General features: G+C 47.5%; 15 protein-coding genes and 1 other RNA gene. 11 read left to right on the plus strand and 5 right to left on the minus strand.

All coding sequences use genetic code 11. The features are described from left to right. Nucleotides 1-58: 58 nt before the first annotated feature. From rnpB to secF, 5 genes are all read left to right on the plus strand, one after another. Nucleotides 59-429: RNase P RNA component class A (gene rnpB / locus QNM19_RS11140), an RNA gene on the plus strand. Nucleotides 430-707: 278 nt separating this feature from the next. Further along, entirely contained in the window at nucleotides 708-7,883 is a 7,176-nt protein-coding gene (locus QNM19_RS11145; RefSeq protein ID WP_284026701.1) for a LamG-like jellyroll fold domain-containing protein, read from the plus strand. 264 nt (nucleotides 7,884-8,147) lie between these two features. Continuing rightward, complete coding sequence (locus QNM19_RS11150) at nucleotides 8,148-8,708, plus strand: hypothetical protein (protein ID WP_156202130.1); 561 nt, start codon at nucleotides 8,148-8,150, stop codon at nucleotides 8,706-8,708. 112 nt (nucleotides 8,709-8,820) lie between these two features. Continuing rightward, entirely contained in the window at nucleotides 8,821-10,635 is a 1,815-nt protein-coding gene (gene secD, locus QNM19_RS11155) for a protein translocase subunit SecD (protein WP_049862853.1), read from the plus strand. A gap of 1 nt (nucleotide 10,636) precedes the next feature. Next, nucleotides 10,637-11,539 (plus strand): protein translocase subunit SecF, encoded by a 903-nt coding sequence (gene secF / locus QNM19_RS11160; RefSeq protein WP_049862852.1) that lies wholly within the window; start codon nucleotides 10,637-10,639, stop codon nucleotides 11,537-11,539. Between the two features lie 49 nt (nucleotides 11,540-11,588). Here the strand turns inward: secF and QNM19_RS11165 are convergent, their stop codons facing one another. Together QNM19_RS11165 and QNM19_RS11170 are read right to left on the minus strand one after the other, a co-directional pair. Next, nucleotides 11,589-13,697 (minus strand): winged helix-turn-helix domain-containing protein, encoded by a 2,109-nt coding sequence (locus QNM19_RS11165; protein WP_049862851.1) that lies wholly within the window; start codon nucleotides 13,695-13,697, stop codon nucleotides 11,589-11,591. A gap of 204 nt (nucleotides 13,698-13,901) precedes the next feature. Further along, on the minus strand, nucleotides 13,902-14,924 hold the full coding sequence (locus QNM19_RS11170; protein ID WP_049862850.1) for a dTDP-glucose 4,6-dehydratase: 1,023 nt from the start codon (nucleotides 14,922-14,924) through the stop codon (nucleotides 13,902-13,904). 184 nt (nucleotides 14,925-15,108) lie between these two features. On the opposite strand from QNM19_RS11170, the gene QNM19_RS11175 reads away from it, so the two are divergent. Beyond that, nucleotides 15,109-15,549 (plus strand): hypothetical protein, encoded by a 441-nt coding sequence (locus tag QNM19_RS11175; protein ID WP_049862849.1) that lies wholly within the window; start codon nucleotides 15,109-15,111, stop codon nucleotides 15,547-15,549. A 44-nt stretch (nucleotides 15,550-15,593) separates the two neighbouring features. Here QNM19_RS11175 and QNM19_RS11180 read toward each other — a convergent pair whose 3' ends face one another. Further along, nucleotides 15,594-18,392 (minus strand): PqqD family peptide modification chaperone, encoded by a 2,799-nt coding sequence (locus QNM19_RS11180; RefSeq protein WP_284026702.1) that lies wholly within the window; start codon nucleotides 18,390-18,392, stop codon nucleotides 15,594-15,596. 9 nt (nucleotides 18,393-18,401) lie between these two features. Then, the gene (locus tag QNM19_RS11185; RefSeq protein WP_049862846.1) at nucleotides 18,402-19,340 is read right to left on the minus strand and encodes a GlcNAc-transferase family protein; all 939 of its coding nucleotides are present in this window, start codon (nucleotides 19,338-19,340) and stop codon (nucleotides 18,402-18,404) included. Between the two features lie 295 nt (nucleotides 19,341-19,635). Here QNM19_RS11185 and QNM19_RS11190 point away from each other — a divergent pair, with 295 nt between their 5' ends. The 4 genes from QNM19_RS11190 to QNM19_RS11205 all read left to right on the plus strand — a co-directional run bounded on the left by QNM19_RS11190 (nucleotide 19,636) and on the right by QNM19_RS11205 (nucleotide 22,025). After that, the gene (locus QNM19_RS11190) at nucleotides 19,636-20,526 is read left to right on the plus strand and encodes a TolB-like translocation protein (RefSeq protein ID WP_049862845.1); all 891 of its coding nucleotides are present in this window, start codon (nucleotides 19,636-19,638) and stop codon (nucleotides 20,524-20,526) included. Between the two features lie 159 nt (nucleotides 20,527-20,685). After that, a complete protein-coding gene (locus tag QNM19_RS11195; protein WP_049862844.1) occupies nucleotides 20,686-21,195 on the plus strand; it encodes a hypothetical protein in 510 nt (169 codons plus the stop codon). Further along, nucleotides 21,188-21,412 carry a helix-turn-helix transcriptional regulator gene (locus tag QNM19_RS11200; RefSeq protein ID WP_010383398.1) on the plus strand — a complete coding sequence of 75 codons (225 nt, stop codon included), beginning with the start codon at nucleotides 21,188-21,190 and terminating at the stop codon, nucleotides 21,410-21,412. The genes QNM19_RS11195 and QNM19_RS11200 overlap by 8 nt, the downstream gene beginning before the upstream one ends. 151 nt (nucleotides 21,413-21,563) lie before the next feature. Then, nucleotides 21,564-22,025, plus strand: coding sequence for a hypothetical protein (locus tag QNM19_RS11205; RefSeq protein ID WP_049862843.1), 462 nt, complete (start codon nucleotides 21,564-21,566; stop codon nucleotides 22,023-22,025). 44 nt (nucleotides 22,026-22,069) lie between these two features. On the opposite strand, the gene QNM19_RS11210 is transcribed toward QNM19_RS11205, so the two are convergent. Next, nucleotides 22,070-22,639 carry a DUF4879 domain-containing protein gene (locus tag QNM19_RS11210; RefSeq protein ID WP_284026703.1) on the minus strand — a complete coding sequence of 190 codons (570 nt, stop codon included), beginning with the start codon at nucleotides 22,637-22,639 and terminating at the stop codon, nucleotides 22,070-22,072. A 273-nt stretch (nucleotides 22,640-22,912) separates the two neighbouring features. Between QNM19_RS11210 and QNM19_RS11215 the strand changes: the two genes are divergently transcribed. Beyond that, nucleotides 22,913-25,774: a WD40/YVTN/BNR-like repeat-containing protein gene (locus tag QNM19_RS11215; RefSeq protein WP_049862842.1), complete on the plus strand. Its 2,862-nt coding sequence runs from the start codon at nucleotides 22,913-22,915 to the stop codon at nucleotides 25,772-25,774. The last annotated feature ends 203 nt before the right edge of the window (nucleotides 25,775-25,977 follow it).

The raw sequence follows: 25,977 nt of genomic DNA on the forward strand, positions 1-25,977 counted from the left end.
GGTAAGTAACGCAAATTAATGCTGCGTTTTATGGCAAAGGTGCGTATAATCGCCCGCCTGAGTCAGCCGGATAATCGCTGCCTGTGACGAAAATGATCAGGGGGAGGAAAGTCCGGGCTCCATTGGGCAGGGTGCCAGCTAACGGCTGGGGGGCGTGAGCCTACGACAAGTGCAGCAGAGAGAAGACCGCCTAAGTTCTTCGGAACCGGTAAGGGTGAAAGGGTGCGGTAAGAGCGCACCGGGCCACTGGTAACAGTTGGTTGCAAGGTAAACTCCACCCGGAGCAAGACCAAATAGGGTTCCTTATGGTGTGGCCCGCATCGGAACCGGGTAGGTTGCTCGAGCTTGGGAGCGATCCCAAGCCTAGACGAATGATTATCGATCTCCCTCGGGAGAGAACAGAACCCGGCTTACAGGCTGACTCACCCTTTTTACATTAGCAAACGCTTGTGCATGCAAGCGTTTGCTAACCTACTTTTAAAACCTATCTCGTATTTTCACGCCTTAGCTACGCAAAATGTTACATGACAAATATGCTTGTATATATCTCATTGTTTTAGTCCAGTTAGTTTGGGTTTTTGGGCATGCTCAAGGCCCAGAAAACTAATGAGAAATGTCTAAACTTCCTTATTGTATACATATTTAAATCTCATTCTTGTGAGATAAATTCATATCTTAAGCTGTATTTACCGACCAGGTAGAGGGGTATGAATACTATAATGCGGAACAAACTGTACTTGGCATTACTGACTGTGGGGACTAGTTTTCCCAACTTTGTTCAGGCAACGCCGGCCCCATTGACAATAAATGTTGATGAAAATACTAAAGCGAACACGATCATTGGTACTGTTAGCTTCCTTGATGGCGAATCAGACAAAAAGGTACGTTTAGAAGTTGGTAAAACTGAGATAAAAAACTGGGTAACAAATGGTGAAGCGTTTGAACCTATTTCATTTGCTTCAACCTTTACACAAGCACCAATCGTGTTTGGGCAAATACAGTCAAACAGTGACTATCAGGTAGAGTACGAAGTAAGTACTTATTCTTATTCTGGCGTAACAAGCAAGAACAATAATCGCTTGTTAATGCGTCATCGTCTAGACAATGTAACAGCCCTAGGTTTTGAAGCGGTATTAGAGTCAGAGTTAGACAAAAAAGGCACTAGCGTTATCCAAAGCTTCCTTGATACTGGCGAAGGTGAAACGCTAGGTTGGATTGCATTTGCTGAGCCTATTTCAGCTTTTTGGAACGACAAGCCTATCGACGTGTCAAGCACAGGCATTTCGGTAACACACAATACTCACGGTCACGCGTTCAGTGTGCCGATGACAGACACTCCGAATATTTTAACTTCTTTATCGACGTACAACGGCACTTCGCAAAGTGGCGTGGCAGTTGATGAATTGTCTGCAAATAAAGTAAAAGTTCATATTGATAATCTTGATGATGCTTCACACGCTGCGGAAAACGTAAACGTATTTGCATTACAAGGTACAGGTTTATTGTTTACTGAGACGATGGCTATTGTTGGTGAAACAGGTGTTATCACGGTTGATGATACTGACATCGAAAATCCATTCTCAATTACTTTCTCAAAATCGTATAACAATCCGGTTGTTTTTGTACAAGCCGTTGGCAAAGACAAAGAGATTTTCGATGCAGCCGTACGCTTAAACTTCGTTGCCCCTATGATGCTAGAAGGTTATTTGCATTCAAATAATGAAAACCTTGTACCAAATCGTTTTGGTGAGTTTGAACTTCATTATCAAATTTTTGAAGCCGGTCGTTGGGATATTCCACTTGAGCATTATACATATTCTATCGTGTCTGGTAACGACGCCGGGGTATTCTCAGTTGATCCGATTAAAGGCGAAATTAAAGTTGCTGACCAAACGCAATTAGACTTTGAACTAGGTAATAACCAGTATTCATTGACTGTTCGAGCTACAGATGGCGCGGGTAATCATTATGACACGCCAGTTACGATTAATGTTACTGACATAAACGATTCACTAAACAACAATGCGCAATCCATTGATGGTCTGGCAGCGGATGATTGGGCTGGTTGGTCAGTAGCTCCTGCTGGAGACGTAAATGGTGACGGTTTCGACGATATCATTGTTGGCTCTCCTCAAGCAGATGTTTATAGAAATGATGGCACCTTTATGTACGAAGATAATGGTGCTGCTTACGTTCTGTTCAGTGATGCAACGGGCACATTCCCATCACTAACAGAAGTGATCGGTGGTACTCGCGGTTTTGGTATCATGGGAGCTGAATCTGGCGACAACGCAGGTTTCGCTGTTGCTGGTGGTGTTGATATTAACGGCGACGGATTATCAGACGTAGTAGTTGGTGCTCCTTATGCGGGAACTAATGGCGATTACTCTGGCTCAGTATATGTTGTATTTGGTAAAGCTGGTACTAACTATGTGCCATTATCTGATATGAATGCTGGCGGGAGCGACTATGGTTTTGCTATTCACGGTGCATACACAGAAGATTATGCAGGTGGTACGTTAGTTGTTGGTGACGTTAACGGTGACGGTCTGGGTGATATTGTTATTGGTGAAACGGTTACTCGTTTCTTAGCGGGCACAGGCTCTTTTGCATTAAGAGATTTACTTGAAGATGGTACAGCTGATCCAAACCTAGCGTATGTTGTTTACGGTAAAAAAGACAACAATGTTGTTCAGTTAGCTAACGTTGCGACTGACTACAACGAGCAAGGTTTTGCGATTACTCGTCCAAGCAGAAAGTTATTTAGCGACTGGTATTATGGCGCACAAGTTTTACCAACGGGTGACTTTAATAGCGATGGCTTAACAGACTTTATTGTTAGCCACGGTTTATTTGTTGATACCTCTGGTACAAGTTACGTTGTTCATGGCCGCATCGGCGGAGAGGCTGTGAAATATAACAGCATTAAATCTGCAGGCAACGGCATCAAGATCACGCCACAAGGCAGCGGCAATTATGGTTTCGATTTTGGTGATGCAACTCTTGATGCACTTCCTTCTTTTACCACTTCGCACGTAGGTGATGTGAACGCAGACGGTGTTGACGATATCGCGTTATTGTTGACAGACACTGGTTGTTGCTCTGGTATTGATCACCCTCGTGCATACATCTTATTTGGCGGTGTTGACGTTGCTGATGAAATCAATCTAGCGGATATTGCCAATGGCAATGGTGGTTTTGTAATTCACAATGACGCGTCAAATATCGACCACAATGACTTACAAGTTATTTTAGGTTCAATCGGTGGTGCAGGTGACTTAAATGGCGACGGCTTTGACGACATCATCATCGGTGATCCGTTTGCAGAGGACAACAAAGGTCGCGTTTACGCTGTTTATGGCCGCGCAGGTACAGAGCCTGTTTATCTTAGTGAGATCATTGAAACCCAACAAGGTTTTTACTCCGAAGGTAATGGTGGCGAGCAGCTCGGGCAATTCATTGCAAGTGCTGGTGATATTAATGGCGATGGTATCAAAGACATTCAATTTGGTACGCCTTCTGCGAACAAAAACAATTTAAACAACACAGGTGCTGTGTATGTTCTAAATGGTGATGGCAAGTTAGTAACGCTTTGGGGGACTGAGGGTAACGACACTGTCACAGGTACTGCGTCTGCAGATAATATTGCCACTGGTACAGGTGACGACGTTATTCGAACTAACGGTGGCACTGATGCCGTTTACGCAGGCCCTGGTGAAGATACTATTTATATTTCTGACAACACCTTCACGCGTATTGATGCAGGCGGTAACACAGATACATTAGTATTTGACGGTTCAGGCATTAACCTAGACCTTGCAACTCAAGCCTCACGTGTACGTAACGTTGAAGTATTTGATATCCGTGGTTCAGGTGCTAACTCAATTACGCTTAATAAGAGCGTGAGCAGTAACTCAAACTTACGTATTTTAGGTGACAACGACGACTATGTTGGTGCAGCAAATAACCAGTGGGTTGACTCTGAAACAACACAGGTTATCGATAATGTAACTTATAAAGTGTTTACGTCTGGCTCAGCGACTATGTTAGTGCAAGATGGTTTAACAGTTACGGTTAATAACGCTCCAACGATTGAAGACCAAACGTTTGCTGTCAGTGAAATTGCTGCCAGTGGCACGGAAATTGGCATACTTGCAGCCGATGCAAATGATGTTGGTGACTTCGTTACGTTCCAAATTTTAAGTGGTAATGAAGATGGTGATCTCGTATTGGATGCACAAACAGGTGTATTAAGCATAAGCTCGGCCATCTCTCGCTTAGATTTTGAAAATACCGCAACTTACACATTACAAGTGATTGTGTATGACCAATACAATACGACAGACACCGCACAGATTACTGTTGACGTATTAGATATGGATTCAATGGAAATTACGTTAGAAGGTGATGTAAGTGGTGAAGGTAGTTATTGGGGCGATAACACTGTACTTGAACTATTAGGTATGAGCTCTCCGCAGTGGGCGTCAACTGAAACGAAGCATACTTGGAATGTGCCAGAAGAAAATCTGCCTGATGATCCTGCGATTATTCGAATTGAATCACACGGGAAAATTCATTATGTCGGCGGTATGGACTTATTCGGAGGATGGGTTGAAGCTGACATTCCGCTTGAGATGGATTTACGATTCCCGGATGAAATTGCAGCAGGTCAGCCGGTTAATTTAGCAACCAAGTTTACCGTTGGCGAAAACGCAAACTTCATTGCGTCGTCTCCCGGTGTGCAAATCTCAGCTGAGTTAATTTTTGAGGATTATTTAATTAAATATGAATCAGCGCTGTTTGAAAAACTAAATGGTCAAACCAAAATCGATTACGCGTCTTATGAGAAAACGGTCGGTTCAGAATCGTTTGGTGTATACGGTGACAACTGTGCCAATGCACTCAATCGTTCTAAATGTTACAAGTTAGATGATGGTGTTGAAGTTTACGATTTAACGCGTGAGTTGACCGATGAGAAATTAACTTCATTAATTGAGAATAACTTCTACGAGTTATCAGTTGTTACCGCTGAAGACCACGCAAGAGATGTGAGTGATAACATTACTCACGGCACCACCATGGTTAATGGTGTTTATATGATTGACGTTGTATACGCTCATAAAGGTGCAGTTGATGGTATCGAAATTATCAGTACTGATGTCTCAGATCCAACAGCCACAACAATCTCTTTCATTCCTGCAAACATGACGAATGAACAGATCATCTATTTCATTAAGAATCTAACACGTGACTCTTTAGCTGAGGTGCCTTCAAACGCAAGAAAGGCGATTGAAAAAGCGATTGGTTTAGAAGTAGATAAACTGCGTTTCTTAGCTGGTCACGATTTAACTGACTGGGTATCCGAAGAAATTTACTGGGGTTCTAACTGGACTAAGTGGCATGCTCAAGCCGGTATGGAGTCAATGGAAGGCACGTCTGAACAATGTATTGATAACTATTTTGCGCCTGCTGGTGAAGATTTATATCGCAGATACAAATTCAGTACACTTGATACTTTTGTGAGTGCAGCGCTAGATTTACACCAAGACTTTGAGTTGAACATTGAATCTACGGCTATTTTAGTTCTTGAAGATGGCACTGAGGTTTACTTTGACCCGGAAGAAGACATTACCTTTACGCCAGAACTTACGCATGACGTTAATAACGACGGTATGATTGACGCGACATTAACCGTCAATGCTGCATCAAAATTTGTTAACAACACAAAAATGAATGCATTCTTTAGAATGCCATTTAAATTGCTTGAGTTTGAATACAATGTCCAAGAGGCCGTTTGTACCGCAGATAACATTTACACTATGGGTAACCAAGGTTTGATGTTTGAAAAAGGTTCTTATGGCCCATTATTAGACAGCGAAAAAGAGATCCAATATAACACCACAGACTTTGGTGGACCAACGGAAATCACTATCGCGCAAAACTCATTCACAACAGCGTTATCATTTGATTTATGTAGTAACAGCGCTGCATGTGGTGAACCGGTATTGTCATATGGTAACAATGCTCCAGTGGCTTCTGAAGTAACATTAGCTGGCGATTTCATCGGTAAATCTACAGTATCAGCGTCATACACTTATACTGATCATGAAAGTGATATTGAAGAGAGCTCACGTTATCAGTGGTATCGTTCTGCGACAGGCAGTAATGATGATGCGCAAGTAATTGAGGGTGAATCCTATCAATCATACACCTTGGCATTGGAAGACATTGATAGCTATGTTGCTTTCTGTGTAACCCCGCATGATGGTACTGATTTTGGTAACCCTGAGTGTAGTGAGTGGAGCCCTGTTGAAAGCCCATATCATCAAGACTTATCTATCATGAGCGGTTTTGGTCAATCTATTGTAATCAACGGTACTGATCAGAGCATGGTTCAAACTATGGACTCTGGTTTTAATCCAAACAGTTCATACACGATTGAAGCGTGGGTAAAAGTGAACTCGTTGAATCCAGAAGAAAACTCTAATTTATTCACTTTTTCAGAAGACGCAAACACTTCAAAGGCTGCGGTGAGAATATTCTCTGATGGTCGTTTACGTGTGAAAGCAACAAACACCACGTTTAAGTCGACTGAGACAATCACTGTTGGTCAGTGGCAGCACTATGCTGTGAGTTATGATCAGCCGACCCAGCAGTTGTCAGTATACTTAGACGGTGAACTAATCATTTCTGAAGTGGATGCTGCAAAAGATAGTAACGTTTACTTTGTGTGGGGTTCTGGCAACGATGGCATTAGCAAGAAGTTAGATGCGAATATTGACGAGATTCGTATTTGGGATTACGCAAAATCACAAGAGTCTATCGCGGCAAATCGTTACTTAGGCGCTTCATTAAGTAACTCAAACCTAGTTTCTTACTATCACTTTGACAGTACGGTTAACGGTGAATTAGAAGATCTAACAGGCGAGAGTACGATGACGTTAGTGAACGGGCCTGAGCTTGAAAAGCATAATACATATTTAACGTTTGACGGTAATGGTGATTATGTTGACTTTGGTGACCCTGTCGATGGTTCACTTGACTTCGGTGGTGACAACTTCACAGCACAAGCTTGGATCTATTTAGAACCAGGTTCTGGCAACCAAACACGTATCATCCTTAATAAGAAAATTGGTGGTGCCAATGGTTATAAAGGCTGGACGTGGAGTGTTAACACAAGAAACCGTTTAACGTGGAACCATGATGCATACAACAATGGCAAAAAAGGATATGAAGCAACGGGTCAAAAACTTAATACCGGGCGTTGGTACCATGCTGCAGTTGTTGTTGATTGGGAAAATGCCGCTAAAGTGACAATGTATCTAGACGGCAAGAACGTTGGTAGCAGTGGTTTAGGTACAAAACGTAACTTGAACAACCACGTACCACTTCGTATTGGCGCTTACAGTTCTACAGATACAACAACAAACACCTTTAAAGGTCACATTGATGATGTTGCGATATGGACTCGTGCACTATCTGAAGATGAGATAAATGCTTGTAAAGAGGAAATGGAACTAGGTTGTCAACAAGATTTGCTGTTGTATCACGACTTCGAACAAGATGTCCGAAAAAATAAAGCGATTGATAGATACAACGGTACTATTTTTGGCGCGGTTGAAGTAGATAACAGCCTTGATGTTAAGTTTACTACGACTGAGTATGCTGCTTTTGCTGGCAAGCTACCAGGTGGCAATGGGGTGACATTTGGGTTGGCAGATGCGCCTGCCTTCGGCGACGTAGCCATCGGTGAATACTCTGGTGAATTTATTTATACACCAAATGGCAGTGCAAATGGTGCAAGCGACTCATTTAGTTATTACATTTACACTAGTAGCAATGGTCAAAGCCAGAAGCAGATTGTCACCATTGAGTTTGAATAAGCTCAATAGCGTATAAAAAGTTTGAAGCCGCGATACCAAAAAGTGTCGCGGCTTTTTTGTTTCGATAATATTTATGAGATCGTTACGCTAAAGGCTGTGATTTATTAGGGCCGTTGGTAGGGCATATTTTTGTACTAAATGCGTGCGATAGAACAGGGGGGCTATCGAATGGTACATGGTGGTTTTGACTAAGATTAAGCGCAACATAATTTCTCGTCAATTTTACGCTGCTATGCTCCGCCCGGTATCACGGTCATTTTTGTGATGGCTATTGAAAAACCGTTTTGCCGTCTATATCTTCACCCCATGAGTTATGAGACATTTGCCAAAATATTGCGGTGTTTAGTGCCGCTTTTGCTGCTATGTACGCTACTGAATATGGGTAGTCGCGATGCTGTGGCCGCAGATTGGCAAACCCAGCATGTCTCAATGGCAGTGTTATCACAGGCTGTGAGTGTTGATACCGAACCTGACACCAATGACCTCTGGCATAAAGCCACCGACACAGCACTGATAAAGCACTTGTCTGCGCCAGGTAGCGAGGTGTCGCATTCACAACCGGCAAGCTATCCCGCGCAACTGCCGTCACAGAACCGTTTAACGCATCCCAGTTACTTTCTGCATCCGGACCAACAGCCAGATTATGATCTGCTCTATGTTTTTGCTGATCCTGACTTGTACCGGGTGAGCCAGCAATATATTCATCAACCTTTGACACGACCCTGGCATCAGTGTGCCTCGCGCATGCGCACTGGCCTTATCAATGACTGCCAGCCTGCTAATTTAACTTACCGTGCAAGACTGACTTATCAGCTGAGCGCCTGATCTCACGATACGCAGCGACCAGAACCCTGGTTGGGCTGCGACATGTTTTATCAGGTAAATAGCAAAGTGTGAGCTGCTCAGCGATGCAGCTCATCGATAAGTGAGTCAAATTATGAATAGAAAAACGAACGCTGCGCGTACGGTCTGGCCGGCGCGGCTCAAACGGCTGTTGGTGGTTGCGGTGATCCTTGTACTGGGTTTGTGTGCCATGCCCAATTTATATCAAAACAAAACCCAACTCAGTATCAGTGCGCTGCCACAAGCGCAGACCTTGCCCAGTCCTGACACGCTCGTGCACCTGCTACAAAGCCACGGCTTTAGCGTTGCACAGATAGGTTCGGGCGAGCCAACGTTGGTGACGTTAACGTCACAGACTGCCTCAGCCTCAGCACAAGCGGTGTTGGCCGAGGCGTTGCGGGATCAGGCGACTGTAAAAGTGGTTGAACAAGCCACTGCGCCATATTGGTTGCAACGGCTGGGGTTATCACCCATTAAGCTGGGCCTGGATTTAAATGGTGGGGTGCTGTTCGTGTTGAAAGTCGATACCGACAAAGCACTGGAAAAGCGCATGGAAAATATCGCGCTGGAGGCAAAGTCTCAGCGCATCCGCGATAAATTAAAAGGCGTGCGTATTGAACGCAGTTCGGTTGCAGGTCTTGAGTTGGTGGCGCTCCCCCAGGGAGCGGCGGCATTGCAGCAGTTACAGACGACATTGCTGGCCCAGTTTCAGCACCTGAGCGTCCAGACGCATAAACACGGTAATTTATTGCGGGCAACACTCAGCTACGATGAGGCTGGCAAAGCAGCTTTTGAAAAACAAACCATGACCCAGGCGCTGACCACACTCAGATCGCGGATCGAAGAGTTGGGCATTACAGAAGCTGTGACCCAGCGTCAGGGGGCCAATTACATTCGTATTGAACTACCCGGGGTTCAGGATCCGGCGGCAGCAAAACGGATCATCGGTGCGACAGCACAATTGTCTTTCCATGCGTTACAGGAGTTCGGTGGCAAGCGCGTCAAAGCTGAGCATGGCATCGTGGGGTTAGACCCGCTGGCTATTTTTACCGGGGCTGATATTGACTCGGCGCAGGCTGGCCGGGACGAGTATGGCAAACCTCTGGTGCAGTTATTTTTATCATCCCGGGGCGGCGATAAAATGCTGCGCTTTTCCCGTGCCAATGTGGGTGAGCCTATGGCGACTATGTACAGTGAGTATATCGCCGATAGCCGGGGTGACATCCGGCAAAGCAGCCAGGTGATTTCAGTCGCCACCATTCAACAGGTGTTGGGACAACGCTTCAGCATAACGAATCTGGGGTCGTGGCAAAAGGCACAGGATCTGGCGCTGTTATTGCGGGCAGGTTCTTTAGATGCGCCCCTAACCATAGTAACCGAACGCACCATAGGGCCTAACCTGGGTGCGCAAAACATCGCGAGTGGTTTTGGTGCACTGGCACTGGGCCTGTCGCTGACATTGGGATTCATGTTGTTGTGGTATCGCAAGCTGGGTGTCATTGCCTGTATGGCGCTGGTGGCGAATCTGGTGTGTTTAGTGGGCCTGATGTCGTTACTACCGGGCGTTGTGCTGACCTTACCCGGCATTGCCGGCCTGGTCCTGACGATAGGTATGGCGGTCGATACCAATGTGATTATCTTTGAGCGGATCAAAGAAGAAAGGCGACAGGGAAGCAGCATGCGCGCGGCGCTACAACGTGGTTATCAGCAGGCGCAAAGCAGCATCATAGATGCCAATTTGACGACCATGATCACCGCGCTGGTGTTGATGTCCATTGGCTATGGCCCGGTTAAGGGGTTTGCCATCACTCTGGCGCTGGGGATCATCACCAGTATGTTTTGCGGCGTGGTGGTCTCCGGCCAGTTGTCGCAGTGGTTCTATCGCACCAAATCGGCAAAAGGAGCCTGATATGCATAAACTCTGGCAAACAATTCGTACCTCGGGATTACTACTCAGTCTGATAGCGGCCATACTCAGCGCGGTGCTCATCAATCAGCATGGATTGGTGCTTGGACAGGACTTTACGGGTGGCTATGTCAGTGAGTTCCAGCTCGCTCAGGATATCTCCAGCAGTGAGTTACACGACCAGCTGACGCCCTATGTTTACGGGGAGTTTCGATTATCTGAGCAAGGGGCGCTGCATTGGCAATTATTTCAGCCACCGCACAATAACAGCTCGACACCGCTCGACTGGCACACTCAGTTGCCCGACGATCTGGGGGTGGAGATCCTCGACAGCCGCTATGTGGGTGCGCAGATAGGCGCTGAGCTCATCGATCAGGGCGGGCTGGCGTTGCTCGTGAGCCTGTTGGCAGTGGGCCTGTATCTGATAGTACGATTTGAATGGCGACTGGCTGTATCGGCAAGTCTGGCCCTGCTACATGACGTGCTTATCACACTGGGCTTTTTCGCTGCGACCGGAATGGAATTTGACCTGACGGTACTGGCCGCCTTGCTGGCCATCATTGGCTACTCATTGAATGATTCGATTGTCATTGGTGACAAGGTCAGAGAGCTGGTTCGTGCCCGTCCGGATAGCACTGTGAGCAATACCATTAATGCGGCGTTGGGTAGCACCCTGGGCAGAACCGCCATTACCTCGCTGACGACACTGACCACCATAGCCGCACTTTGGTGGCTCGGTGGTGCCAGTTTACAGGGGTTTGCGAGTGCTTTATTCATTGGGGTTACTGTAGGGACCTGGTCTTCCGTTTTTGTCAGTGCAACGTTGCCGCAGTGGCTGGGTCTGAGCCACAGTAATTATCAGCGCACGCTTAGCGAGCAGGAAAAGCAACAGCTTGCTGAACCTTAACATCTGCTTTGTAATGCTCAAGGGCAGATAGTGGCCTTGAGCAATACAATTAATCCGCCAGTAGTAACTCAACCACTTCTTTACGCGATGTGAGTTGTTTGATGAGGAGGATTTGTTCATTGTTAACGGCTGAAATGCGGATAATATCGTTTGCCACAGTGGTGATGATCTCAAAATCACCGCTGTGCAGATCGTAAGACCACAATTGGGCATCCTCGTTGATCCCATACAAGGTATTGCCAAACGCGGTAAACAGCCGCTCGCTGCCTTGCGTCAATAACGGCTCAATCAGCTGATCTTCAACCGGGCCGGATCGCCAGAAACGATCCATGTGATCGGTATAAACCAGGCTCCCGTCGGCGGTTTTGAGTGCCCAGGTTACGTCGCGATCTTTGAGAATACGCACCTCAGCCGTGCTCAGGTTCAGTTCTGCAAAAGTGAGTATGCCATTGACCCGGATCAGAGATAAGGCTGTCTGATTGTGACTGTCCCAATGGAACAGCTGCACTACCGGGTAGTCCAGTGGCACAGTATGTTGGCTGCCATCCAGATTGAAACGCACCAGCGTTTTGTCGGTATTGGCTAGCAGCTGTGTCCCATCGGCGGACCAATGGGTTTCATATAAAGAGGTGTCCATGGGGAAATTGCTGAGCTGGCGGGGGACTTGTCCGTCACTGAGCCAGATCTGCATTTGTCCGGAGCGTGCAGAATTAAAGGCGAGCAGCTCACCCCCTGGCTGAAACAGCGCGTTGCTCTCTTCCCGGTTCGAGCGTTCTAAAATCTGATGTGCTTGTGCCTGTGTTGCCTGGTGTAAAGGCATGGCATAAATATCGCTGTCGTATTGTCCTTTGATCACCAACATACGGCTGCCACTGGGATGAAACACCGGTGAACCCATAGGCTCATCCACCGGCAGGGTCACCGGGTTAACCTGCCCCTGATAGGTCAGGGTGTATAACTGACGGCCAGTGCTGAAGGCGAGTTGATTCTCATAGGGTGAAAAGTTGGGGTAGATAGACTTAAAGCGGGCAATGGTATTGGGGTAGTGAATGCGGTGGCTGGATACCTGCTCGCCATTGGGTTTGAGCATATCAAGATAATGATGTGACTGTTCGCCGAGGCGCACGACCGCCAGCAGACCGTCTTTACGCGAGTAATCATAACTGATTATATCGCCATCGCTGACCTCATAAAGAGGGGTGCTGGTGTTATCTTTCAGAGAGTAGCGGATTAATTTCCAGCGCTCATGGGTTTTTTGCAGCAGCGCAATGTGGTCGCTGTCCAGCCATTGCGGCTCTCTGATCTGCGAGTTTTTGCACTCCAGCACGCGAGACGGCGTTTGTGGTGTTTGCAGTGCTTTATCGAAATCCAGCGTCATCAGATGATAGCAGAGCTTTTGTGTTACGGGCTGAATACAGTTAGAGGTTTGTACGAAGGCCAGCGTTTTGCCATCGGGCGAAAACTGATGTTGTCCGTTGATATCCAGGTTGTCCGTGAGACGAAACTCCTGCTGGGTATCGATGCGTTTTGCCCAGATATTATTACGACACACTTCTGTGGAGTAACGATGAAACACAATATATTCACCGTCTGGGGAGTATATGCCGGCAACTTCGCGGTTATCTGTGGCAGTCAGTGGCCGGAATTCGCTGATCGTGAGCTGTGCGCTTGAGCTTGGTTCGAATAAGACAGAGGCTGCGAGGCCAACAATAAAAAACGCCGCTGCAAACAGGGCAAAACCAAATTGAGAACGGGAGCGTACCTGAGCGGGCGCAGGTGTGTGGCTTGGTTCGGGCTGAGTGTTCTCTGTGTGTTGTTCAGGTGCTGTGTTTTGTGGCTGTGCTTGCCAGCGTACTTCGCATTCCAGGCTGTAGCCCTTCTTAGCATGAGTCTTGATGATATGCTGCTCTTTGCCATCATCACCTAATGCTTTTCTTAACTGCGCAATGCAACGCTGAAGGGTGTTCGGCGAGACCACAGTATCTTGCCACACTTGATCCAGCAGCATGTCCTGACTAAGCACTTGCCCCTGATGTTGTGCCAGCACTGTGAGTACAGACAGTGCCTTGGGCGCTAAGGTTTTTATCTCTTCTTCGACGGTGATTTGGTTACGTGATAAGTCTACAAAAAACTCACCTATCCAGTATTGCTGTGTCATAACATCCCTAATGCGCCTGGCGCTTTTACTACTCACCCACCGACGTTTGGTCAATGCGGATTTTCTTATATTTGTTCTTATTGTGTGTTTGGCTCATCCATTACCCTAACTCGGTTATTTGTTCAGGTTGTGAATAAGTGCACAACAGCAGAATATAACATCGGCGTTGAATTACCAGTGTTACCCTGCCTCATTTTTCAGAAGCTAACACCATCTGGGGTTTCGTAATGTCCAATGTACTACTTGTTCTAAGCGGCTGAGTAAGTCTACTTTTGGTGTCCAGCCTAATTGCTTCATTTTTTCACCGCATAAGGCGTATCTTAGATCGTGTCCCGGCCGTGACGAGTGAAAGTCGACGAGTTCGTAACGCAGCGGTTTGTTTTGCACTTGTGCAATGATTTGGGCCAGCTCCAGGTTATTTAGCTCCCTTGCGCCAACGATATTAAATTTGGGGCAAAGGGGTTGTTCATGGTCGGCATTTTCTGACCAGTTGGAATCAACCAGAAAGAGCAGGGCATCGGCAACATCCTGCGCATGAATATAAAAGCGAGAACCTGGGATGGTACAGGTTTTGTCACTGTGGATTGTGACGGTTTCTCCTTGCTGTATTTTTTTGATGCTTTGCGGAATAAACTTCTCCGGATGTTGCCGCTGGCCAAAAACATTCATGGTATGGGTGATCACGACAGGTACTTTATACGTGTTGTGGTAGGCAACCGCGAGTTCCTCGCCGCCTGCTTTGGTTGCAGAGTAAGGGTTAGTACTGTTATAGCGATCATTCTCTTTGTAGCGCACATCGGCCGGTGCCGGTCCAAACACTTCGTCTGTGCTGAAGTAAAAAAACCGTTTGAGGCTATCCTGGCTGCGGGCAAAGTCCAAAATGTTGCAGGTGCCCACGACGTTATCCAGTACAAAGCTCATTGGATAGGCAATGCTCCTGTCTACATGAGAGCCAGCAGCCAGATGAAAGACATAATCTACCCGGCCAATTTCCTGAATGATTTGCGGGTTTAATGCTGCTTTTAAGTCGTGAAACACAATTTTTACCCTGCGTGTTACGGCCGGGGGAAGCTCGTTCAGTGCATCCTGCAGACGGTTGAGGTTACCGCTGTAGTCGAGTCTGTCCAGTGTGGTAATGTGCCAGTCAGTTCGCCGCAGGATCTCCAGCACCAGGTGATGGGCTATAAATCCGGCACCTCCTGTAATTAAGACACGTGTTTCAGCCATAAATATCGCTCGGTGGATAAGTGATATGTCTAACTATAGCTGCTCATTACGGGTGTACAGATCAAACTGCAATCGGGAAGCGACTCAGTAAATAGACCATGAAAAATATTGTTCAGCTTTTTGCATTGAACTTGGGGGATTATTGGCCATACTCTATGAGTACCCAATTACCTGGGAGGTACTCATGAACTCAAACCTAACACGTGTTGCAGTGGCCGTGCTGATGGCAACATCGATGCAAGTCGCCGCCAAAGGCGAAAAAATCGATGTGTGTCACCACAGTCGCTATGATGTACACGTGATAACGGTATCAATGAAAGCGGTAAATAAGCATATTCAGAACCATGGGGATTTTTTACCCTACACACTCTATCAGGATAGTGATTATGATGGTTATGGCAATGCGGATGTCAGTATTCAAAGCTGCGTAGACTACGTAGATGGGTATGTTGATAACGATACCGACCTGGATGATACAGACCCTAATGTAACTGACCAGCCTGTGGTGACGCCCCCTCCACCACCTGCACCTACAGCCATGCCGCCGCCACCGCCAACCACCTTTGGCATACCGCCACCTCCGCCACCCACAACCTTTGGCGGGGCACCACCTCCACCGGTATAACTTAGCAAAGCATCATTCGCTGTAATGGTGCTTTCGTATTGTTGCTATTTATTAAATGGTTTTTCCCTAAACCAGGCGCTAATGATGTATTTGAATCCCGATTCAACCGGCTGGCCGCAGTGGTAGGTGTATTCATTGGGCTTACCCAGCGGTGACAAGTTGTTCCAGCACAAGGCCATGCCGGTACGGGGCGCGACCGTGATATCCAGCTGAGTAAAGTGCGTGTTTCCACCGCTAAAATCATCGTTTAAATAGACAACGCATGTCCAGGTACGCTGGCCGACACTGTCGATGCATTTTTGGTAGCTGGGGGACGACTCATGAAAGAAATCGCAGTGCACTTTGTACTCTTGTCCAGCGCCATAGCGCTGGATCTGTAGAGACTCCAGATACGCGGCATCAATGCCCATCAGGGCACTGATTTTATTTTTAACCCTGGTATTTTCCTGGTGACTGATCTGTTCTAAGCATGCGGTGCAGGAAGTGCGATAACCCTGATTGCTGTCGCCCTGTTGGTCAACGACGGTTGATGGCTGAAAGTGGCCTTCCAGGCGGGTTATCAAAGACAGGCATTCCTGCTTAGAAAAGGCTTCCTCAAAACGGTAAATTTGTGCGCGTACATCTGCAATGCGGATGCTTTTTGGGTTTTGTGTGATGGCGATGTTGGCAAAGGCAAAATAGAGGCTAGGCTTGGTCTGTGTAGATTCGCGTAATGAAGCATTCTCTATTTGTTCTGTCTTTATCTTGGGTTTGAATCCGTACATGGCTTTTTCGGCCATTTCCATAGAGTAGCCAGATTCAATCAGATCTCTGTATACCTGTGCCTTGCTTTGTCCAGCCTGGAGCTTCTGGCTCACCCACTCAATCAAGTCAATAGAGGGGGTGATGTTGACCTGGGCATATCGCTGTCTGTTGTTTTCTCTTTGTTGGTTTGTTGGTAAAGCGCCGGGCAATGTAAGCTGAGTGTGTTGTTTATGAAAGCGCTTAAACTGGGGGATTTGCAAAGGAGAAAGCGCAGAGGTGTTGGTTTGCGCTGTATCCAGGCACAGTGGCAGCATGCTGAGTGTCAGATCATCGGGTGTAATGGCAAGCGGATGGGCTGAGGTTAACCAGCTGAGCAGCTGCGTTGTCTGAATTTGACTCAAACAAGTCGTTCGGATCAATCCTTCGTTCAAAAGTATTGATAACGCCTGTGAGGCAGCGCACTGACCTGAATGCAGCTGTTCAGTGGCAATAATACATTGATCAACCTGATAGCGCGTCTGCTCGTCACAGGGCAGGGGTTCATAGATATGATGTAACTGGCCATTAAAATAGGCGCTGGTAACGGGCTGAGTGTCCAGTGTGTTACGCTGTTGTGCGGTGAGTATACATGGGGTGCGAACGGCCTGTACATTGCCATTACTGGTTAGCTGGAAGCGCCCATAGCTTAGGATCTCGACTTGCTGTGCATACAGTGTCTTAAGGCTGACAGCGTTGTGGCTGAGATCCGAGTGGCAGATAGCAATCACCTGATTGTTTACCCTAAGTAACAGACCATGAAGATAAGTGGTATGGTGCGTGGTTGAGGCTTTGAGCGTTTGCAGCAATTCAATTACACGGTACAGGGCCTGATCTGCAAAGAGCAATTCGGCATCTTGTTGATCATCCAGATACACACTATAAAACTCTCGCTCCTCGCGGAGCTCTATAAGGTGATCCCAGTTAACGGGCCAGTCACACTGGAGTTGGGTAAAGATACGCTTAAAGTCATTGCGCAGCTTATTGTGTTCAATGACCACGACAATGACTTGTCCTGCTGCTTCAAGCCAAAGCGGCTCACACCAGTCTCGCAGTAAGCCTTCCTGGCTGAAGTTGGCAGCAATAGTTTGTATATCGGTTTTGGCATGGGCCACATCAGTCCCATACTGACGATGCAACGTGAGTGCGATGTCTGATACTGGTTGACTCCCTTGCAGCCCTTGCCAGATGGTGCTTGCTAAGGGGTCGAGTAAAAACCAGGTGTCGTGAAGTGGGCTGTTAATAAACACCTGTTCATCAATCTGAAAACCCCGGGTGACAGGGCGTATGTTTGGCTGCATCCTGGGTACATTCTGCGGCGATGGTGAGCGGGTTGGAATACTGGCACACCGACTGAGTGCAACATAATCTCTTTGCCAGCGTGGCTTAAGCTGGACGTCTCCCAGTGGCAGTTTTCCCGAGATAGCTAATTGATTCACAATATAGCCGGCATGAACACTGATACTGGCGCAATTTCCGCCAACCTCTGAAGCATGAAAAGCGCCTGATGACTGCCAGCGATACACATAAAAAATATCCTCTTGCGGTAAGGTTTGCGTGTGCTCATTACCTCCCAGCGCGCGAAACAGTGCCAAATCAATTGCACTGACATCATGCTCTAAATAGCCGCCGATCTGCTGCCATACAGTGCGTTCAATTGCCAGATTACACTGATATAAGTTTTCAGAATATTCAAGTTCATGGTTGCTGTTTTCCAGCCAGGCCTGACGGGTATGAAAAACGCCATCACGGATTTGAGTGGCACTTACGCTGAGCCGCCACGGCAGATAAATGTCATCGTCCTCCCAGGGCATTAAGATGTCACCCGTGCAGTAACTTGCCGCCAGATTGAACTTTTTACCCAGGGGGACAACTCGGGTTGTTAAGTTGATGACGGTCACTTGCGGGTGTTCAAACAGTAAACGATGCCCGCTGAAGTCATTGAGAACAATCAGCTCTTTCTCACCTGCATAATCCTGGCGCAGGAAAGATTCAATGGCTTCTTCTAACAAATGCGGGCGACCAAAGGTGCAGCAAAAGCAGGAAATCTTAGGTAATGACATAGTGCACCTCTAGCGCGTCGCCTTAGTATCTGTGGCCAGGGAATAAAGCTCGCCATTCCGATATTCGAGAGCCAGCAATGACAAGTATTGTGAGGTTGTCCGGGCCTTTCCCAGCGGGAAGTGTTCAACAGGAAAACTGTCATGGGCTGGGTCAAACGTGTGTTCAATCAGTGCGCGCAGGCGGATCTGTGCGCGGGTATTCAGTGCCACCCATTTTGCGTCGTCGTTCCAGTGTACATTCTGCTCAAATACGGGTTTTTCATTACCGTATTGGTGTAATACAAGGTGCTGAGACGGGATAAAGCAATCATATCCTAAGGTCCAGAGTTTCAGAGAGTGGGTAAACTCTTCCTGGTTAAAGTACATGATGGGGTCGATCGGCAAGTCGTGATTGAGTTGACCTCGTGCGAAATAGAAACCACAGGCACATAAGTGACTGGCAATGGGTGCTGTGGTCTGGATTGTGTCAGCATCAAAAAATGGTTCGAAACGGACACTGCCATCCATGACAGGTCCCACTTTTAATCGGGCAATGGGCATGGACGTGAGCGATGTTTGCGCCCGAAAAGGGGCCGGATAGGTGGTGAGTACGGGATTGTCACTCGGGCAGCGTGTTAACTCCTCGATCATGAGTCTGTCCCAGTTGGCGACAAATCGAGTGTGGCTGTCTACGGAGAGCACATAATCTTCGTCACGATATAAATTTTGCGCCACATGGCGCGCCCAGCATACGCCTTGTGCTTGCTCAACAGGCACCGCAACCAGCCTGATGTTGGCGTCAAGTTCAGAGGGGAATAATAAGTATTCATCCAGCCCCGGGATATACTGCCAGCATACACCGAAAACAAGTCGCTGCGGGTTACTGGCATTATCGACAGCGCTCCTGATGGTGGCCAGTAATTCAGGATCCCGATAGGCCGCAATTTGCACGAAAATAGACGCATTCATAACAGAGTTACCCTGGCTACTGTACATAAAGCGTAGAATAAAAAACCGCTGACATCACGGTGCGAGTGTGTCCTCAATTGTCCACTCTCAGCCTGCTCCTGTGTGCTACAAGCAATTGAATACCATAACTCTCATCATAAGAAATATCATACTGAAATTTTATAAGTTACTGATAAATTTTATTTTAATTTTGTGAAGGACAAAGTCAGCGAGAAGTCATCGTCAGTGCCAGTTTTTGGTTCTGCCATTGGTAGTGTAATAGGTGATATTTATCTATTTACCGGGAGAACACAAAATGAAGCCGCAACGAGTTACGTTAATTTTGCCTGCCATGAGTTTGTTGTTGTGCAGTAACAGCTATGCACAACACGTCTTTTCTGATTTAAACGGCCCTTACCTGGGCCAGGAGCCACCTGGATTAACTCCAAAAGTGTTTGCTCCGGGACTCGTGTCTACACCCGACTGGGGCGATGCAGTGCATTTCGCGCCTGACAAAGAAGTGCTCTATGTTTTTCGTTGGCGGATGAACAATGGGCAGCGTGAAACGGCATCAGTAACCTTTAACCGGGTGGCTGGTGGATGGCAGCAGGTCATTAATACGCAAACGGGAAGAGCGCCTTATTATGCGCCGGATGGGCAAAGGGTGTTTTATGGCAAGCAATATAAAACACGTACCCCGGACGGGTGGTCAGAGATGAAAAAGCTGGGCCCGGCCTTTGATGATATTCCAATGATGGGCCTGAAAATGTCGCTCAAGGGCACAATTGTGTTTGACGAGTTTACCCGGGATGGTAAGGGTGTACTGAGGTACTCTAAATGGGAAAATGGTGAGTGGCAGAAGCCAAAGGCCCTCAGCAAAGCAATCAATACCGGTAAATGGAATGCGCATCCCTTTATCGCCCCAGATGAATCTTATGTGATGTGGGATGGTCATCGGGAAGCGGGGTTTGGCAGTGCTGATTTGTATATCAGTTTTCGCCAGCCTGATGGGTCATGGGGCGCGGCGATTAATCTGGGAGAGCGAGTTAACACGGCCGCCGAGGAGGGCGGGCCGCAAGTGACACCGGATGGCAAGTACCTGTTTTTCAATAGAATGGTTAAGGCTGACGGGAAACAGGGTAAAGCGCAGTCTGACTTATTCTGGGTCGATGCAAACATCATCGAAACGCTCAGGCCCACTCAATAAGGTTATAAGGGTTGCTACAGCTGGACGTGCGTACTAAATTCGCTCCGATACTTGGTGTAGTCATGTATTTCTAACTACAGGTAAAAGATATTTGACATCTGGTGCTATATCAACCAATATGAGTTAAAGATTTTTTACTTTGAGTTAAGGATGGTATTCATGACAAGTAATGAAAAGCTGAAAGTGCTGAAAGCATTACTCGATTCTCTGAGTTTTCGGGACCTGACACTGACGTTAGATCTGCTGGTGACCGGTGCTGTGGTGTATTTCTATACCACCAGCCTGATGGCGGCCAGCGCTGAGCAGCTGGCCAGCGGTACCTGGATATCTCAGTTGCTGATCAAGGTGGTGGGGGTCTCTGTCGTCCTGTCAATTATTAGTCAGTTGTTGCTGGAGCTGGTCAGCGACGGGGATGTCGAAAAACCGCTGGATGAGCGCGAAAAACACCTGTCGCTGGTGGGCAACAAGTATGCGCTTTGGATACTTCAGGCTGGGGTGTGTTTTGCGATTGGCCAGTATGCGTTGGAGCAAAATGGCCTGGGCGCTGCGCAGCGTGCGGAATTGCCGTTCCTGACTTTGCACATTATGGTGGGCGCATTTCTACTGGCGGAATTGGTTAACTATGCCACCCAACTGATCCAAAATCGGATGGGAACCCTTCATGGCTGAGTGTACAATCACTAATCAGATCAGAATGTTGCGATTTATGGCCGGAGAAATGACCCAGAAAGAACTCGCTGAGCGCGTTGGGGTAACCCGCCAAACCATCATGGCGATTGAGGCTGCCAAGTATTCACCATCACTGGAAGTGGCATTTAAAATTGCCGAGGTTTTCGATCAGCCGCTGGAGTCTGTCTTTCAGTATAAACACCGCGCCGAGCCGTGAAAAAGGTGTGTATCAGGAGGTACGCTGATAGGTAGAATGTATGATATTCCTGGCACTCTAATTGCATTAACAGAATGTAAATAGCGGGCCTGCTTAGTTTGCCGTAGAGAGATGACCCGCCCTAATCTCCCCCAAAGGAAGGATATCATCTATGAATGCAATCAACGCAAGCGCTGGCGCCAGCGCAGCCAGCCAGGTCTACGCAACACGTAATACTTACACTGCCGAGGAGTCATCTGGCAATCCACACAAAGCCGGCGCAACAAGCGACACGGTCACACTCAGTGACAAAGCCCGGCAAGCGGAAAATAAGTGGCAAGAACTTGCAGCCAAGTATGACGTGCACAATATGTCGGCAGGTGAAATGCGCAGCTTGTCCAGAGAATTATTTGATGGTGGATTTATCGGTACGGGTGAAATGATGGTGATAGGCGCACCGACCTCGATGAATGAAGATCCGTTCAAGAAACACGATCTGCTGAATGATATGAAACATACCTATCAGCTGTCATCTGCTATGGGCGGACATAGCAAAGAATCAAGCGAGTTATATCTGAAGTCCATTGAGATAATTCAAAGGCTGGGTCAAACCAGAAATGGCTCTGTCGCCTAATCATAAGGGTGCATAACTGCACAATGCACCCGTACGACTTTGTATTAGTTGATATACAAAGAGTCACTCCAGTAACCAAACGGAGAGGCAACCGAGTTGGCAGAAGCTTTTACCTGACCTGCAGACTGGCCAGTGAAGTCCCAACCGTATAACCAGCCTGTGACTGTTTCACCAGCCTGGCAACGGTGTAGGTCTGAGCCGCATCGTGCTTCTCTGAGTGCCGCAGACTTTGACACGCCATTCATAGTTGCGTTGTTTGGATTGCCGTAGCCGACTTGCCAGGCATATACATATAAGTAGCTGCCACCATGATTGGTGCCTGTAGAAAAGTCTCCGGCAAGAATCGTCTGATCGCCACCAAACTGTGAGCGAACCAGGCCAAATTCAAAGTAGGTGATACCTGTAGCGGGTGCCATAGGTTGAACATCAAAGCGCGGATATTGCTGAGGTGCTGTTTTATACTCAGGTGCCTGTTTAGCAATATCGGCAACCTGGTGCGCGACGCCGTAGTAATTATCTGCATTTTTCATAATGCCATTTTCAATATCACCCGCCAGTGCTGAGCCTGACATGACGGCAACTAACCCTAATACTGCATTTCGTAGATTGTTCATAAAATTGTCCTTTTACAAAGTGTGTTTCACTGCGAGGCAGAACACCCCACAGAATTGTATTGTTTACTTTTTGTGAATCTTTTTAAACTTTTATTTTACATTTTTTGTGTGGAATTGTTTTGGATCAAAAAGCCGTGGTGTCTGAATCTTGGCGCAGAGGCTGTAACCCATTGTTTAATCTATATACAGAAATGTTAAGTATCTGATAAGGTGACAAGTGACCTGTTTGTCAGGTAGTTATAACAGGAAAACAATAAATAAAAAGGAGTGGATATGAGTGATAAAACAAAAGTAGGTTTGTTCGGCGGTATTGCCTTGTCGGCGATTGCTGTTGCCGTGCTTTATGCCAGTAATAAGCCATCTATCAACGATATAACCCCAAAAATCAAAGTGCACGAAAAAAACATTCGTGAGCCGGATAAGTCGATGCAGGGCCTCATTCGGGTTAATCCGGCGCGTCAGTTAGATATGCATGCTAAGTATGATGAAGCGTTCAGACAGGTTCAGGCGTATCGTGCGCGTGAGTCATCCGAACATCAGTGGGAGAGCCTGGGCCCTGAACGTGTGGGTGGGCGTACTCGGACCTTGATATTCCATCCGCAAAATCCCGACATATTATTTACCGCAGGTATTTCCGGGGGAATATGGAAGTCGGTGAACGCAGGTGAAAGCTGGCAACCCGTTGCCAGTGAGTTGCCCAGCATGGCGATAGGTACCCTGATCTTTGACCCTGATGACAGTGAACGCTTGTTTGCAGGCAGTGGTGAAGGTGTTTATGTTGGGCGCGGTTTTACTAACAGCATCGGGTTTGCCGGTGATGGCATTATGACGTCTGAAGATGGTGGTGAGACCTGGTATCAGCTCGAGAGCACCAATAACAATGTCAATTTTCAATATGTGAACAAGCTACGCTTTGGTGCGCAAGGTCGTCTCTATGCGGTCACAAATACGGGGATCTGGTTGTCTGATGACAAAGGCAAACGCTGGCAGTTGGCACTCGATCAGAGTGATGTACTGGGTGGGTGTCTGGAACTGGCTGTGAGTCCGTTAAGTGATGAGCAGGATCGGATCCTGGCCAGCTGTGGCAACTTTGGTGAGGGGGGCGCGGTTTACCTGAGTCAGGATTCCGGGCAAAGCTGGCAGCCTGTCATTGCCGAGCCTAATCAGGGCCGCACGACGCTGGCTTTTGCACCGTCAGATCCTACCATTGTGTATGCGCTGGCTGCCTTTAATGCCCAAGGAGATATACCCCATGCGTTACAGGGTCTCTACAAATCAGTGGATGGTGGGGAAAACTGGGCACTGGTGACCGGACCACAACACCCGGATATATTTGGACGCTATGTGCTTTCAAACCCCAACAGTTTGTATTGCCCCGATCCGGAACAAAGCTTCATTTATGGTCAGGGCTGGTTTGATAACGCACTTACCATTGATCCAACCGATGCTGGCGTGATCTGGGTGGGGGCTGTTGAAGTTATGCGTTCCGAAGACGGCGGCCAAAACTGGCAACAGATGTCTTTCTATTACCGTGACGCTGACGCACCGCATGTCGATCACCATGGCTTATATTTCCACCCAGAGTATGACGGCGTAAATGAAACGCGCTTATATAATGTTAATGATGGTGGTATCGCATTGACCAGTAACCCTTTTGCGACGGGCATGAGTGCCTGTAGTGAGGAGTCTCCAGAGATTGACTGGCGCTCGTTGAATTCAGGCTACAATGTGACCCAGTTTTACCACGGTGATGTGTCAGAAGATGGTCGCCAGATTGTTGGCGGTGCCCAGGACAACGGCAGCAGGGTTTTCTCACCAGATGCTGGGTGGCAACATGTTGCTCAGGGAGATGGTGGCTATGCCTTCTTTATTGATGACGAGCGGATGCTGGTATCAAGTCAGAATGGAAACGTGATCCTGCGTGAAAATGGTGAAAATCGCTTTTTGGAAAAGGCTGAGTATGAAAGTGGTCTCTTTATCGCGCCCTATGTCGTGGACCCAAATTACTCCGATCGTGTTTGGCTGGGTGGGCAAAGTTTGTGGCGGCTGGATGAGTTATCAGACGGGAGATTCGAGCGTGCTTCAGAGCGCTTTACCGAAGAATATCGTCGGGGGATCACAGCGTTAGTGGTGAAACCAGGCGACAGTAATACTGTAGTCTATGCTCAGACGGATGGCGCGCTGAAACGTCTGAACAACGCGCTGAGTTCCGACAGCACGACCACACCACAAGATATTAGCTTCTCCGATACTGCCTATGTACGCGAACTACACTACAGCATGCACGATAACACGGACATGTATGCGGTTGTGTCAACGTTTGGCGAAAAGCACATCTGGAAAAGCGAGGACGAAGGCAGCAGCTGGCGCGCACTCGATGGTGAAGGCGAGGGAGCGTTTCCGGATTTACCGGCGCATACCCTGGTGGAGTTAAGAGAAGATCCAGACACCTTATTTGTGGGCACCGATTATGGTGTATATCACACTGATGATGGGGGAGATAGCTGGCAGCCCTTCATTCATGGTCTGCCCAATGTGGCGGTATACCGTATGGTGTTAAGGCGGATTGAGCACGTTAACTATCTGTATGCATTTACTTATGGCCGTGGCGTATATCGTATCGCACTGGATGTCGCTAACCAGGCACCGCAGTGGCGTCAACAGCCAGATGCACTCAGTGTTAAACCTGGCGACGCCATATCCATGGAGCTCATTGAGCTGGTGGTTGACCACAATGGCGACAACTACTTTTTCACTGCACCTGAATTACCCGAGGGCTTTGAGCTGACGAATTGGGGTAAATTGACCGGGCAGTTTGCGAGTGCGGGAGAATATGCGATTAACATTGAAGTCAGTGATGGTCAGCTGAGCCAGCAACTGACACTGCAGTTTGAAGTGGAAATCTCTGACGATGATTCATCAGGTGGTGATTCATCAGGCGGTGATTCATCAGGCGGTGATTCATCAGGCGGTGATTCATCAGGCGGTGATTCAGCAGATGACCCGGATACGTCAAAACCGGATGGAAGCAGCGGAATGCTAGTGCATCTGTTTGGGTTGCTTAGTGGCGTATGCTGGTTGCGTAGAAGAAGTGCACGGCGTGCTGCGAGTAAGAAAGCGCCATCGCTTCAGTAGACATTGCTGAACTCGATATAGATGGACCAGCCACCTGATAGTTGGGTGGCTGGCCTGTGATATAGCTGTGTTTATCAATAACTATCTAATTTTATTGCTTTTTAACTTTTCAGCGAAACATCAGTAAAACTTCAAGTTATCTCCGGGGCTGTCGGTAAGCTAGGTCTGTGTTTGCAACCGATCATGAGGCAGGCTTAGCCGAA

It is taken from the genome of Pseudoalteromonas ardens (genome assembly GCF_030125445.1).
In the GTDB taxonomy this organism is placed as follows: Bacteria; Pseudomonadota; Gammaproteobacteria; order Enterobacterales; family Alteromonadaceae; genus Pseudoalteromonas; species Pseudoalteromonas ardens.

What these genes read in the sequence shown, in the direction of transcription:
- QNM19_RS11215 (WP_049862842.1), top strand. Translation starts at nt 22,913, where the DNA reads ATGAGTGATAAAACAAAAGTAGGTTTGTTCGGCGGTATTGCCTTGTCG.
- QNM19_RS11205 (WP_049862843.1), top strand. Translation starts at nt 21,564, where the DNA reads ATGAATGCAATCAACGCAAGCGCTGGCGCCAGCGCAGCCAGCCAGGTC.
- QNM19_RS11145 (WP_284026701.1), top strand. Translation starts at nt 708, where the DNA reads ATGAATACTATAATGCGGAACAAACTGTACTTGGCATTACTGACTGTG.
- QNM19_RS11210 (WP_284026703.1), bottom strand. Translation starts at nt 22,639, where the DNA reads ATGAACAATCTACGAAATGCAGTATTAGGGTTAGTTGCCGTCATGTCA.
- secF (WP_049862852.1), top strand. Translation starts at nt 10,637, where the DNA reads ATGCATAAACTCTGGCAAACAATTCGTACCTCGGGATTACTACTCAGT.
- QNM19_RS11150 (WP_156202130.1), top strand. Translation starts at nt 8,148, where the DNA reads ATGGCTATTGAAAAACCGTTTTGCCGTCTATATCTTCACCCCATGAGT.
- QNM19_RS11165 (WP_049862851.1), bottom strand. Translation starts at nt 13,697, where the DNA reads ATGACACAGCAATACTGGATAGGTGAGTTTTTTGTAGACTTATCACGT.
- QNM19_RS11175 (WP_049862849.1), top strand. Translation starts at nt 15,109, where the DNA reads ATGAACTCAAACCTAACACGTGTTGCAGTGGCCGTGCTGATGGCAACA.
- QNM19_RS11190 (WP_049862845.1), top strand. Translation starts at nt 19,636, where the DNA reads ATGAAGCCGCAACGAGTTACGTTAATTTTGCCTGCCATGAGTTTGTTG.
- secD (WP_049862853.1), top strand. Translation starts at nt 8,821, where the DNA reads ATGAATAGAAAAACGAACGCTGCGCGTACGGTCTGGCCGGCGCGGCTC.
- QNM19_RS11180 (WP_284026702.1), bottom strand. Translation starts at nt 18,392, where the DNA reads ATGTCATTACCTAAGATTTCCTGCTTTTGCTGCACCTTTGGTCGCCCG.
- QNM19_RS11170 (WP_049862850.1), bottom strand. Translation starts at nt 14,924, where the DNA reads ATGGCTGAAACACGTGTCTTAATTACAGGAGGTGCCGGATTTATAGCC.
- QNM19_RS11185 (WP_049862846.1), bottom strand. Translation starts at nt 19,340, where the DNA reads ATGAATGCGTCTATTTTCGTGCAAATTGCGGCCTATCGGGATCCTGAA.
- QNM19_RS11195 (WP_049862844.1), top strand. Translation starts at nt 20,686, where the DNA reads ATGACAAGTAATGAAAAGCTGAAAGTGCTGAAAGCATTACTCGATTCT.
- QNM19_RS11200 (WP_010383398.1), top strand. Translation starts at nt 21,188, where the DNA reads ATGGCTGAGTGTACAATCACTAATCAGATCAGAATGTTGCGATTTATG.